Genomic DNA, 11,555 nt, shown 5'->3' with positions numbered 1-11,555 from the left:
GGCTACAGCACCGCGCGCACCAGGCGGGTGAAGGCCGCGATGGCCTCGCGCTCGCCCAGTGCCCCGCGCACCACGGCCGCGGCCAGGGCCTCGCCGGCGCCGACCAGACCGATGCAGGACACCTGCAACTCCGCGGCGGGTCTTTTGCTGTGCGGCGTGAGCACCGCCGCCACCATCTGGGTGCCATGTTCCAGCAACTCCTGGTACACCGCGGTCTTTTCCTCGCTCCCCGCCAGCGCCGCCGCCACTACGCCGACCTCGCCCTGCATGTCGGTCACGCAGCGGATGTAGCCCTCGGCCAGCGCCGCGCTGGCCTCTTCGGCGCTCTGACGCCGGGCGATCATGGCCTGGCGAAAGGCATCCATCTGCGCCAGATCGAGCCAGCGATAGAGTTCGATGAGCAGTCCCGAGCGGGTACCGAAATGCTCGTAGACGACCGGCTTGGAAACGCCTGCCTGCACGGCCAGATAGCCCAGGGTCAGGCGATCCGCGCCTTCCTCCCGAACGATGACCCGCGCCGTGTCCAGCAATTGCTGACGCCGGGCTGCCTTCGAAAGACGCCGTCCGGTCCCTTCGGAGACCGGTTTTTCAGGGATGGATCGCGCTGCCATTGGTCACTTCTTCTTGCAAACCTACTAAAGGTAGGTTAATCCTGAACTGGAACCTACTCCTGGAAGGTTAATGCGGAGTACAGCCCCTTGCAATCGGCTGTGCGGACTCCGGAACCTCAGCACTGCAACGAAGAGGACAGCATCATGCCACTGCACCCCATACTCTTTGCCGGCGGTTCGGGCACGGTAGGCCGCCAGGCCGTCCACTGGTTCCACCGGCGCCAGCCTGACTGGCCGCTGCTGGTCGGCGGCCGCAACCTCGCTACGGCCGAGGACGTCGCCCAGGCTGCCGGCCAGGCCCGGGCGGTGCGCCTGGATCTCGACCAGCCGGGGCTGGGACTGGATCCCGCCCTCGTCCCCGCGGCACTGATCATGCTGGCACCGGATCAGGCCCTGCATGGTTTGCGCCTCGCCCAGCACCTGGGCATCCCCTATCTCAATGCCAACACCGGTGTCACCGAACTGGGGCCGGAGGTCGCCCAGTTCATGCACCGCCCCGGCGCCCATGCCCTGGTACTGTCCAGCCACTGGGCTTCGGGCGCCGCCCTGGCGCTGGCACTCGATCTCGCCCGCCGCTTCACCCGGGTCGCGGCCATCGGTGTGGAGGTCTTGCTGGATGAACAGGACCCGGCCGGTCCCCTGGCCTGGGAGGACATGGAGCGGGTGCACAGCGCGGCGCCCGCGGCCCTGGCATTCCATCATGGACGCCGCGCCTGGCTTAGCGGTGCCGACCTGCAGGGCAGCGTCACCGCGCTGGACGGTCGCACGCTGGCTGCCACGGCCTTTGGCTCCATCGATCTGCTCAGTCTCTGGACCACCACCGCCGCCCCGGAGCTGCGCTTCGACATCGCCATGGGCGAGTCCTCCAGCCGGCGGCGGGGCGCGGAAACGGCGGCCGAGATCGCGGTCTGGGTGAGCGGTGAAAGGGACGGCCAGACCACCCGCGCACGCGCCGTGCTGGAATTCAACTAGGGCCAAGCCTCGCTGACCGCCCTCGGGCTGGTGCTGTCGCTGGAGCGGGTGCTGGGCCTGGCGGGCGGTGAACCCCTGCCGGCGGGTCTCTATATGCCCGAACAGCTCTGGACGGCCGAGTGGTTTCTGCAGGAGTTGCAACGGGAGGGCGCGGTGATCCATCACCAGACGGATGGGCACTGACGACGGAAAATGGCGGAAGGCAGTGGGAGTCGAACCCACCCGGGAACGGCTGCCGTCCCCAACCGGGTTTGAAGCCCGGCCACGCCACCGGGCGTGATTGCCTTCCTCTGTTGCGCTAGCCCTCGGCCGCGCGGGCCCAGGCGCTGTCCGGGCGGACCCGGCGCTCGTCGCCGAAGCGACGGGTGAAACCGATGCGATCTAGGCATTCGAGGATCTGGATGCTGCGCTTGCGACCGATGCCGAGGGCATCGCGAAAGGCCGCAGCGCGAATGATCCCCGCTTCGCGCTCCAGGCGCAATGCCTCGCCGGCCGCGGCCTCCAGACTCGCCTGGGGATAGAAGAGATCCCTGACCACCTGGGTCAGTTCCCCCAGCCGGGCCAGCTTGCGCAGCAGCAGCCGCACCTCGGCCTCGGGCTGATCCAGGCTCCTGGCCAGATCGCGGGTCCAGGGCGGATCGAAACGCTGGGCCTCCAGCAGCGGCCAGAGGCGGGTCTTGAGCCCCTCCTCCGCCTCGGTGAGGCGAACCCGGTGATCGGGCAGGTGCAACCAGGGACCGCTGCTCTGCAAGCGCCCCTCGGCCAGGGCCGTCTCCAGCAGGGCCAGATAGACCGCCTGCTCCAGTTCCGGCGCGGCGATGCGGCGGAGGCGATCGCGATCGGGACCCAGTTCGTCGGGTTGCTCCTGGTGAAAGATGGCCAGCGCCGCACCCAGGCGCTCGAGCGCCGCCTGCCACAGAGTCGCCGCGAACAGCCGCGGCCCAACCCGCGTCTCCACCCTCAGGGTGTCGGCGGGCAATTGCCAGTCGCCTTCGGGACGGTTGAACTGCCGCGCCAGCAGCCGTGGATCGAGACCGCCGTCGGCCTGGGCCAGGAGTTCGGGTAGCGCCTCCTCCAGGCCGCCCCGACGCAATGCCAGGAGTTGGGCCAGGCGCTGGGGCGTACGGCGATGGCGCGCCGGGGCGAAGGGATCGAGCAGCCGGGCGCCGCCCAGGGTGCGCTGGGCAGACTGGTCACGTAGCACCAGGCGATCGCCATGCACCCCATGCAGCGGCGCATTGAGCACCAGCTGCGCCAGGGCCATGGCGCCGGGGGCCAGGCTGTCGCCTTCCAGCAGGGCGACGCGACCGGTGAGATCCTGGGCGCCCAGGTGCACGTGCACCGGCGTCCAGTGCGCCAGGTTGCGCGCCTCGCCAGGCAGCAGGCGCAGTTCCACGTCGATCCGGGTGGTGGGCGCATGCAGCGCCTCGGCCACCAGCCAGTCACCGCGGGCGAGGCTGTCGGTGCTCAGCCGCTCGCCGGCGAGATTGAGGGACACCCGCTGGCCGGCCTGGGCGGTTTCCGCCGCGCGGTTCTGGGCGTGCAGCCCCCGCACCCGCAGGCGCTGCCCGCGTGGGGTAAGCAGCAGTTCGTCGCCGACGACCACCTGGCCGGCAAAGGCGGTGCCGGTGACCACCACCCCGGCCCCGGCGACGCTGAACACCCGGTCCACCGCCAGGCGAAAGCCGCCGCGGGCGTTGCGCTGGCGCACCTGATCCAGGGCCCCGAGCAAGGCGGCGCGCAATTCGGGGATGCCCACGCCGCTGGGGCTGGCCACCGGATACAGCGGCGCCCCGGCGAAGGGGCTGGCGGCCAGCAGCGCACTGACGTCCTGACGCACCTGGGCCAGTCGCCCGGCATCCACCCGATCGGCCTTGGTCAGGGCCACCAGCAGCCGGGGAATGCCGAGCAATTCGAGGATCGCCAGGTGCTCGCGGGTCTGCGGCATGACGCCGTCGTCGGCCGCCACCACCAGCAGGGCCAGATCCAGGCCGCTGGCGCCCGCCAGCATGTTGTGCACGAAGCGCTCGTGACCGGGGACGTCGATGAAACCGGTGAGACCGCCGTCGCCCAGATCGGCATAGACATAGCCTAGGTCGATGGTGATGCCGCGCGCCTGCTCTTCGCGGCGGCGATCACCGGCGACCCCGGTGAGGGCCTGGATCAGGGCGGTCTTGCCATGGTCGATGTGACCGGCGGTGCCGATGATCATGGGCACGGTACCAGGCGGATGAACGGGGACGTCATGGCGGCTCCAGGCGGCGGACTGGCGCTCAGGGTAGCGGCGCCCCGCGCGATCGCCTAGCCGTGACGCTCGCGCAAGAAGGCCACGAAGGCCCGCAGCGGGGCCGGTAGCTGGCGGCGATCCGCATAGTAGAGCCGCGGACCGGGAAAGGACGTGGACCAGTCCGCCAGCACCTCCACCAGGCGACCGTCGGCCAGGGGCTCGGCCAGATAGTCGGCGAAGGAATAGATCAGGCCGACGCCGTCGAGGGCGGCCTGCAGCTCCAGGTCGAGCGCCGAGGCCAGCAGGCGACTGCCCGGCGTGACGTTGCTGACCTCGCTGCCGCGCTCGAAGCTCCACTGCGCCACCAGGCCGCTGGCGAAGCGATGGCCGATGCAGGAATGCCGGACCAGGTCGGCGGGGTGTGCCGGAACGCCGTGCCGTTCCAGGTAGGCAGGGGTTCCGGCCACGGCGAATCTCTGGGTGACCGGGCCCAGCCGCACGCTGATCATGTCCGCTTCCAGGTGCTCGTCGTAGCGCACGCCGGCATCGAAACCCGCGGCGAGCACGTCGATCAGCCGGTCCTCGGCCACCACCTCCAGGCGAATGCCCGGATGCCGGGCCAGGAAGGGGCCGATCAGCGGCGGCAGCAGCACGCGGGCGACGATGGTGGGCACATTGAGTCTCAGGCTCCCCACCGGACTCTCGCCCTCGGCATTGATGGCGTCCAGCGCGCCGCGCACCTCGCGCAGCGCGGGGGTGAGGCGCTCCAGCAGACGCTGGCCGGCCGCGGTGGGCGTCACGCTGCGGGTGGTGCGGTGCAGCAGCCGGACATCCAGTTCCCGCTCCAGCCGCCGCACGGCATCACTCAGGGAAGAGGCCGCCACGCCGCGCACATAGGCGGCGCCACGAAAGCTGCGGGCCTCGGCCACGGCGGCGAAGGCCGCCAGGTCATCCAGATTCAAGGCGCCTCCATTGTACGGCTGAGCGAACAGGTCGTTGTGTCGAGATCGGATTATCGCACAGCGTCATCCTGGCTAGAGTGAAGCCTCATCCACCTGACGAGGAATCCCTCATGCAACAGCGTCGCTTGGGCCAGCAGGGCCCCCTGGTATCGAGCCTTGGTCTGGGCTGCATGGGCATGTCCGATCTCTATGGCAGCGCCGACCGTGGCGAGGCCATCGCCACCGTCCAGGCGGCCCTCGAACGCGGCGTCACCCTGTTCGACACCGGTGACTTCTATGGCATGGGCCACAACGAACTGCTCCTGGGCGAAGCCCTGCGCGGTCGGCGCGACCAGGCGCTGATCAGCGTCAAGTTCGGCGCCCTGCGCGGTCCGGGCGGCGAGTGGCTGGGCTACGACACCCGGCCCGCGGCGATCAAGAATTTCGTCGCCTACAGCCTCAAGCGCCTGGGTGTGGATCACATCGACATCTATCGCCCGGCACGGCTGGATCGCCAGGTGCCCATCGAGGACACCATGGGCGCCCTCGCCGAGCTGGTGCAGGCCGGCTACATCCGCCATATCGGCCTTTCCGAGGTGGGCGCCCAGACCCTGCGGCGGGCCGCCGCGGTGCATCCGGTCTGCGACCTGCAGATCGAGTATTCGCTGGTCTCGCGCGGCATCGAGGCGGAGATCCTGCCAACCTGCCGCGACCTGGGCGTCGGCATCACCGCCTATGGCGTGCTCTCCCGTGGCCTGCTCAGCGGTCACTGGCGCCAACCCTCGGGCAATGGCGACTTCCGCGCTCATAGTCCGCGCTTCCAGCCGGGCAACGTGGAGAAAAACCTGGCGCTGGTGGCAGGCCTGAAGCAGTTCGCCGAGCACCGGGGCACCACCCCGGCCCGGCTGGCGGTGGCCTGGGTCGCCGCCCAGGGCGACGACATCCTGCCGCTGGTCGGTGCCCGCCGCCGCGAGCAGCTCGACGAATCCCTCGGCGCGCTGGAGGTGGCCCTCAGCGCTGCGGATCGCGCCGAACTGCAACGCCTGCTGCCACCGGACGCCGTGGCTGGCGATCGCTATGGAGAACACCAGCTGCGCGATCTCGACAGCGAACGCTGAGCCACCCCGTCAACAACGGCCCGCCTTGCGCGGGCCCTTGTGTTTCAGCGTTCGGCCGGACGCTCCTGCATCAGCACCCAGGGCGCCACCACCACCGCCCACAGCGCCACCTCGGGCGCCTCCAGCCGGCGCCGCGCGCGGTCTTCGTCGACCTTGGCCAACTGGCCCTGCTGCAGCCACAGACCCACCCGGGCGGCATCGTCCTGGGTCACGGCGATAGCCGCTTCGATCAGGTCCAGCTCGGGTGCCACTTCCAGCAGCACGCCCCGCGCAAAATGCGGTTGCAATTCTTCCCAGCCGATGGCGGCGGTCTGCCCGAGCAGGGTGGCGTAGCGCGTTGCGTGATCGGTCATGGTGCGGGCCTCGCGAAAAGGGCGGATTCTACCGTTGCCCTCCCCGCTTGCCGAGCGCCCGGACGCACGGGCCACAGATCCGACAAGTTGTCGTCGCCAGCTTTCCAAGACGAACAGACGGTGATTAAACTGCGCGGCGCGTCATAAAGAACAAAATCGGCACATTTTCGCTTCCAACTGCCTCATTAATAAAAGCATTCCGAGTGGAGCACTCATGAAAAAGGCAACTCTGCGTTTCTCCCGCCTGGTCGCGGCCCTGGCCCTGGCCGGCATGGCCAGCCACACCCTGGCAGCCGACACCCTGAAGATCGGTCTGGCCGGCCCCAAGACCGGTCCGGTCGCCCAGTACGGTGACATGGAGTTCATTGGTGCCCAGATGGCCATCGAGCAGATCAACAAGGCCGGCGGCGTCAAGGGCAAGCAGCTCGAAGGCGTGATCTACGACGACGCCTGCGATCCCAAGCAGGCCGTGGCGGTTGCCAACAAGATCGTCAACGATGGCGTCAAGTTCGTTGTCGGCCACCTCTGCTCCAGCTCCACCCAGCCCGCCTCCGACATCTATGAGGACGAAGGCATCCTGATGATGACCCCGGCGGCCACCAGCCCCGACATCACCAACCGTGGCTACAAGCTGATCTTCCGCACCATCGGCCTGGACAACATGCAGGGCCCGACCGCCGGCAAGTTCATCGTCGAGCACGTCAAGCCGAAGATCGTCGCGGTCATCCACGACAAGCAGCAGTACGGCGAAGGCATCGCCACCGCGGTCAAGCAGACCCTGGACAAGGCCGGCGTCAAGGTCGCCGTGTTCGAGGGCATCAACTCCGGCGACAAGGACTTCTCTTCGCTGATCGCCAAGCTCAAGCAGGCCAACGTCGACTTCGTCTACTACGGCGGCTACCACCCCGAGCTGGGCCTGATCCTGCGTCAGGCGGCCGAGAAGGGCCTGACCGCCAAGTTCATGGGTCCGGAAGGCGTGGGCAACAGCTCCATCTCCGCCATCGCCGGCAAGGCCTCCGAAGGCCTGCTGGTCACCCTGCCGCGCTCCTTCGACCAGGATCCCAAGAACCAGGCCCTGGTGCAGGCGTTCAAGGACAAGAAGCAGGATCCGAGCGGTCCCTTCGTGTTCCCCTCCTACGCCGCCGTGCAGGTCATCGCCGAAGGCATCGAGAAGGCCGGCGACGAGAAGCCCGAGGACGTGGCCAAGGCGCTGCGCAGCAACACCTTCAACACCCCCACCGGTGAGCTGGCGTTCGACGAGAAAGGCGACCTGAAGAACTTCGAGTTCGTGGTCTACGAATGGCACGCCGACGGCACCAAGACCGAAGCCAAGTAAGCCCTGCCTGTAACACCGAAGCCCACCGCCCACGGCGGTGGGCTTCGTTTATCCGCCTCCATCCGAGGCCTGGGACCCGCACCAGAAGTGCACCAAGGTCCCCTGGAGACACCCATGCCCGAGTTCTACCACTACCTGCAACAGCTGGTGAACGGCCTTACGGTCGGCAGCACCTATGCGCTGATCGCCATCGGCTACACCATGGTCTACGGCATCATCGGCATGATCAACTTCGCCCATGGCGAGGTGTACATGATCGGCTCCTACGTGGCCTTCATCGCCATCGCCGGCCTGGCCATGCTGGGTATCCACAGCCTGCCCATCGTCATGCTCGCCGCCTTTGGCGCCAGCATCATCATCGCCAGTGCCTACGGCTACAGCATCGAACGCATCGCCTATCGCCCCCTGCGTGGCGGTAACCGACTGATCCCGCTGATCTCGGCAATCGGCATGTCGATCTTCCTGCAGAACTGGGTGCTGCTGGCCCAGGATTCCAAGGACAAGTCGATCCCCAACCTGCTGCCGGGCAACTTCATCATCGGCACCGACGCCATGAACGGCGTGGTGATCTCCTATGTGCAGGTGCTGATCTTCATCGTCACCCTGCTCACCATGTTCGGCCTGACCTGGTTCATCTCCCGCTCCCGCCTGGGCCGCGCCTGCCGCGCCTGCGCCGAGGACATCAAGATGGCCAACCTGCTGGGCATCAACACCAACGGCATCATCGCCCTGACCTTCGTCATCGGTGCCACCCTCGCCGCCGTGGCCGCGGTGCTGCTGGGCATCCAGTACGGCGTGATCAATCCGAGTCTGGGTTTCCTGGCCGGTATCAAGGCCTTCACCGCCGCCGTGCTCGGCGGCATCGGCAGCATCCCCGGCGCCATGCTCGGCGGCCTGGTGCTGGGCGTGGCCGAGGCCTTTGGCGCCGACGTCTTCGGTGACCAGTACAAGGACGTGGTGGCCTTCAGCCTGCTGGTGCTGGTGCTGCTGTTCCGCCCCACCGGCATCCTCGGTCGCCCAGAGGTGGAAAAGGTATGAGTGCCCGTCTGCGAACCGCCTTCTTCAGCGCCCTGCTGGTGCTGGCCGTCGCCTATCCCATCCTCGGCCTCAAGCTGGAGACGGTGGGCGTCAACCTCGAAGTGCACGGCGCCTCGCCGCGCACCCTCTGGATCGTGGCCCTGGCCGCGGTGCTGATGTTCGTCTGGCAACTGGTGCGTGACCCGCTCACCGCCGGCTGGCGCCGCAATGGCGGCCTGCAGCTGCCGGCCACCGGCCTGGGCACCAAGCTCACCGAACCCAAGACCCAGCGCTGGGTGATCCTGGGCCTGGTGCTGATCGCCCTGGTATGGCCCTTCTACGGCTCGCGCGGCGCGGTGGACATCGCCACCCTGATCCTCATCTACGTGATGCTCGGCCTCGGCCTGAACATCGTGGTGGGGCTGGCCGGTCTGCTCGACCTGGGCTACGTCGGCTTCTATGCCGTCGGCGCCTACACCTACGCCATGCTCTCCCACTACTACGGCCTGGGCTTCTGGGTCTGCCTGCCGCTGGCGGGGCTGATGGCGGCGCTGTTCGGCTTCCTGCTCGGCTTTCCGGTGCTGCGCCTGCGCGGCGACTACCTGGCCATCGTCACCCTGGGCTTCGGCGAGATCATCCGCATCCTCTTGCGCAACCTCACCCAGTGGACCGGCGGCCCCAACGGCATCAGCGGCATCGAAAAACCGACCCTGTTCGGCCTGACCTTCGAACGCCGGGCCCCGGAGGGCATGACGCCCTTCCACGAGTATTTCGGCATCCCCTACAACTCCGAATACAAGGTGATCTTCCTCTACCTGATCGCCCTGTTGCTGGTGCTGCTGACCCTGTTCGTGATCAACCGCCTCCTGCGCATGCCCATCGGCCGCGCCTGGGAAGCCCTGCGCGAAGACGAGATCGCCTGCCGCGCCCTGGGGCTGAATCCCACGCTGATCAAGCTCTCGGCCTTTACCCTGGGCGCCTGCTTCGCCGGTTTCGCCGGCAGCTTCTTCGCCGCTCGCCAGGGCCTGGTGTCGCCGGAGTCCTTCACCTTCATCGAATCGGCCATCATCCTGGCCATCGTGGTGCTGGGCGGCATGGGCTCCCAGCTCGGCGTGATCCTCGCGGCCATCGTGATGATCCTGCTGCCGGAGCTGATGCGCGAATTCAGCGAATACCGCATGTTGATGTTCGGCCTGCTGATGGTCGTGATGATGATCTGGCGTCCGCAAGGCCTGCTCCCGATGCAACGCCCGCACCTGGAGTTGCGCAAATGAGCCAAGCCCTTCTCGATGTCTCCGGCCTGTCCATGAGGTTCGGCGGCCTGCTGGCCGTCAACGGCGTCAACATCCGCGTGGAACAGGGCCAGGTGGTCTCGCTGATCGGTCCCAACGGCGCCGGCAAGACCACGGTGTTCAACTGCCTGACCGGCTTCTACCGGCCCAGCGGCGGCGAGATCCTGCTCAATGGCGAAGCCATCCAGGGGTTGCCCGGGCACAAGATCGCCCGCAAGGGCGTGGTGCGCACCTTCCAGAACGTCCGCCTGTTCAAGGAAATGACCGCGGTGGAGAACCTGCTGGTGGCCCAGCACCGCCACCTCAACACCGGCTTCCTGGCCGGGCTGTTCAAGACCCCGGCCTTTCGCAAGAGCGAAGCCGAGGCCATGGACTACGCGCGCTTCTGGCTGGAGCAGGTCAACCTCACCGAATTCGCCAACCGCAACGCCGGCAACCTCGCCTACGGTCAGCAGCGCCGCCTGGAAATCGCCCGTTGCATGATGACCCGCCCGCAGATCCTAATGCTTGACGAGCCGGCCGCCGGTCTCAACCCGCGCGAAACCGAGGACCTCAAGGCGCTCATCGCCCTGCTGCGCGCCGAGCACGGTGTGACCGTGCTGCTGATCGAGCACGACATGCACCTGGTGATGAGCATTTCCGACCACATTGTGGTGATCAACCAGGGCACCCCCCTGGCCGACGGGACGCCGGAGCAGATCCGCAACAATCCCGACGTGATCAAGGCCTACCTGGGCGAATCCTGATGGAGACCACCATGCTGCAGTTCGACAACGTCTCCACCTTCTACGGCAAGATCCAGGCGCTGCATGGCGTCAGCGTGCAGGTGAACCGAGGCGAGATCGTCACCCTGATCGGCGCCAACGGGGCCGGCAAGTCCACCCTGCTGATGACCCTCTGCGGTACCCCGCGCGCCCATGGCGGCAGCATCCGCTACGAAGGCGAGGAGCTGGTCGGCCAGGAAACCGCGCAGATCATGCGCAAGGGCATCGCCGTGGTGCCGGAAGGCCGCCGGGTGTTCGCCCGCCTGACCGTGGAAGAGAATCTGGCCATGGGCGGCTTCTTCACTGACAAGCCTGCCTACGACCGCCAGCTGGAGAAGGTCCTCGGTCTCTTCCCACGGCTCAAGGAGCGCTATGCCCAGCGCGCCGGCACCATGTCCGGCGGCGAGCAGCAGATGCTCGCCATCGGCCGGGCGATGATGAGCGAGCCGCGCCTGCTGCTGCTCGACGAGCCATCGCTGGGCCTGGCGCCCATCATCATCCAGCAGATCTTCGAGATCATCGAGCAACTGCGCCAGGACGGGGTGACGGTGTTCCTGGTCGAGCAGAACGCCAACCAGGCGCTCAAGCTGGCCGACCGCGGCTACGTGCTGGAGAACGGCCGCATCGTCATGCAGGACAGCGGCGCCGAACTGCTGGCCAACCCGGACGTGCGCAAGGCCTATCTGGGCGGTTGAGCCTGCGCATCGCGGTCACTCCTGTTGTGCCGCTACTCTGTTCTATCGCGGCCATGGGCCGCTCCTACAGGTATAGATCCCCCCCGTAGGAGCGGCCCATGGCCGCGATAATGCATAGGGACGAAGCGACCTTGTCGGCGCACCGCCATGGCCGCGATAGCGACCTCAGCCCAAGGCCTCCAGGCGCTGCCGACTGCGCTCGAACCAGCAACGTAGCGTGGAAAACGGC

12 protein-coding genes and 1 tRNA gene are annotated in these 11,555 nt (G+C 67.6%); 8 read left to right on the top strand and 5 right to left on the bottom strand.

The window, feature by feature from the left end; translation table 11 throughout:
* Nucleotides 1–2: 2 nt before the first annotated feature.
* Nucleotides 3–611: a TetR/AcrR family transcriptional regulator gene (locus GSQ95_RS09650; protein WP_256664532.1), complete on the bottom strand. Its 609-nt coding sequence runs from the start codon at nt 609–611 to the stop codon at nt 3–5.
* A 144-nt stretch (nt 612–755) separates the two neighbouring features.
* On the opposite strand from GSQ95_RS09650, the gene GSQ95_RS09645 reads away from it, so the two are divergent.
* Together GSQ95_RS09645 and GSQ95_RS26465 are read left to right on the top strand one after the other, a co-directional pair.
* Nucleotides 756–1,583 (top strand): hypothetical protein, encoded by an 828-nt coding sequence (locus GSQ95_RS09645; RefSeq protein ID WP_256664530.1) that lies wholly within the window; start codon nt 756–758, stop codon nt 1,581–1,583.
* A gap of 30 nt (nt 1,584–1,613) precedes the next feature.
* Nucleotides 1,614–1,766, top strand: a complete 153-nt coding sequence (locus GSQ95_RS26465) for a hypothetical protein (RefSeq protein WP_256664529.1) — start codon at nt 1,614–1,616, stop codon at nt 1,764–1,766.
* Between the two features lie 10 nt (nt 1,767–1,776).
* On the opposite strand, the gene GSQ95_RS09640 is transcribed toward GSQ95_RS26465, so the two are convergent.
* From GSQ95_RS09640 to GSQ95_RS09630, 3 genes are all read right to left on the bottom strand, one after another.
* A tRNA-Sec gene (locus GSQ95_RS09640) sits at nt 1,777–1,872 on the bottom strand.
* A 9-nt stretch (nt 1,873–1,881) separates the two neighbouring features.
* Nucleotides 1,882–3,795, bottom strand: a complete 1,914-nt coding sequence (gene selB, locus GSQ95_RS09635; protein WP_158892162.1) for a selenocysteine-specific translation elongation factor — start codon at nt 3,793–3,795, stop codon at nt 1,882–1,884.
* Nucleotides 3,796–3,884: 89 nt separating this feature from the next.
* Nucleotides 3,885–4,772: a LysR family transcriptional regulator gene (locus tag GSQ95_RS09630; protein ID WP_158892160.1), complete on the bottom strand. Its 888-nt coding sequence runs from the start codon at nt 4,770–4,772 to the stop codon at nt 3,885–3,887.
* 110 nt (nt 4,773–4,882) lie between these two features.
* On the opposite strand from GSQ95_RS09630, the gene GSQ95_RS09625 reads away from it, so the two are divergent.
* On the top strand, nt 4,883–5,869 hold the full coding sequence (locus GSQ95_RS09625) for an aldo/keto reductase (protein WP_158892157.1): 987 nt from the start codon (nt 4,883–4,885) through the stop codon (nt 5,867–5,869).
* A gap of 44 nt (nt 5,870–5,913) precedes the next feature.
* On the opposite strand, the gene GSQ95_RS09620 is transcribed toward GSQ95_RS09625, so the two are convergent.
* Nucleotides 5,914–6,222 carry a DUF2288 domain-containing protein gene (locus GSQ95_RS09620; RefSeq protein WP_133859887.1) on the bottom strand — a complete coding sequence of 103 codons (309 nt, stop codon included), beginning with the start codon at nt 6,220–6,222 and terminating at the stop codon, nt 5,914–5,916.
* 214 nt (nt 6,223–6,436) lie between these two features.
* Here GSQ95_RS09620 and GSQ95_RS09615 point away from each other — a divergent pair, with 214 nt between their 5' ends.
* The 5 genes from GSQ95_RS09615 to GSQ95_RS09595 all read left to right on the top strand — a co-directional run bounded on the left by GSQ95_RS09615 (nt 6,437) and on the right by GSQ95_RS09595 (nt 11,326).
* On the top strand, nt 6,437–7,558 hold the full coding sequence (locus tag GSQ95_RS09615) for a branched-chain amino acid ABC transporter substrate-binding protein (RefSeq protein WP_158892155.1): 1,122 nt from the start codon (nt 6,437–6,439) through the stop codon (nt 7,556–7,558).
* Nucleotides 7,559–7,672: 114 nt separating this feature from the next.
* Nucleotides 7,673–8,596: a high-affinity branched-chain amino acid ABC transporter permease LivH gene (gene livH, locus GSQ95_RS09610; protein WP_007159571.1), complete on the top strand. Its 924-nt coding sequence runs from the start codon at nt 7,673–7,675 to the stop codon at nt 8,594–8,596.
* A complete protein-coding gene (locus tag GSQ95_RS09605) occupies nt 8,593–9,849 on the top strand; it encodes a high-affinity branched-chain amino acid ABC transporter permease LivM (RefSeq protein WP_158892153.1) in 1,257 nt (418 codons plus the stop codon). Before livH ends, GSQ95_RS09605 begins: the two co-directional genes overlap by 4 nt.
* Nucleotides 9,846–10,613 carry a high-affinity branched-chain amino acid ABC transporter ATP-binding protein LivG gene (gene livG, locus GSQ95_RS09600; RefSeq protein WP_133859890.1) on the top strand — a complete coding sequence of 256 codons (768 nt, stop codon included), beginning with the start codon at nt 9,846–9,848 and terminating at the stop codon, nt 10,611–10,613. Before GSQ95_RS09605 ends, livG begins: the two co-directional genes overlap by 4 nt.
* A gap of 11 nt (nt 10,614–10,624) precedes the next feature.
* Nucleotides 10,625–11,326: an ABC transporter ATP-binding protein gene (locus GSQ95_RS09595; protein WP_158892151.1), complete on the top strand. Its 702-nt coding sequence runs from the start codon at nt 10,625–10,627 to the stop codon at nt 11,324–11,326.
* Nucleotides 11,327–11,555 lie beyond the last annotated feature (229 nt).

Origin of the sequence: Pseudomonas sp. BAV 4579 (assembly GCF_009765395.1) — a bacterium.
Lineage (GTDB): Bacteria > Pseudomonadota > Gammaproteobacteria > Pseudomonadales > Pseudomonadaceae > Chryseomonas > Chryseomonas aestiva.
This window is presented reverse-complemented; position numbering and strand designations above follow the sequence as displayed.

Bases quoted from the DNA above. Each gene is read 5' to 3' on its own strand.
- GSQ95_RS09650 (WP_256664532.1), bottom strand. From the start codon at position 611: ATGGCAGCGCGATCCATCCCTGAAAAACCGGTCTCCGAAGGGACCGGA.
- GSQ95_RS09645 (WP_256664530.1), top strand. From the start codon at position 756: ATGCCACTGCACCCCATACTCTTTGCCGGCGGTTCGGGCACGGTAGGC.
- selB (WP_158892162.1), bottom strand. From the start codon at position 3,795: ATGATCATCGGCACCGCCGGTCACATCGACCATGGCAAGACCGCCCTG.
- GSQ95_RS09625 (WP_158892157.1), top strand. From the start codon at position 4,883: ATGCAACAGCGTCGCTTGGGCCAGCAGGGCCCCCTGGTATCGAGCCTT.
- GSQ95_RS09620 (WP_133859887.1), bottom strand. From the start codon at position 6,222: ATGACCGATCACGCAACGCGCTACGCCACCCTGCTCGGGCAGACCGCC.
- GSQ95_RS09615 (WP_158892155.1), top strand. From the start codon at position 6,437: ATGAAAAAGGCAACTCTGCGTTTCTCCCGCCTGGTCGCGGCCCTGGCC.
- livH (WP_007159571.1), top strand. From the start codon at position 7,673: ATGCCCGAGTTCTACCACTACCTGCAACAGCTGGTGAACGGCCTTACG.
- GSQ95_RS09605 (WP_158892153.1), top strand. From the start codon at position 8,593: ATGAGTGCCCGTCTGCGAACCGCCTTCTTCAGCGCCCTGCTGGTGCTG.
- livG (WP_133859890.1), top strand. From the start codon at position 9,846: ATGAGCCAAGCCCTTCTCGATGTCTCCGGCCTGTCCATGAGGTTCGGC.
- GSQ95_RS09595 (WP_158892151.1), top strand. From the start codon at position 10,625: ATGCTGCAGTTCGACAACGTCTCCACCTTCTACGGCAAGATCCAGGCG.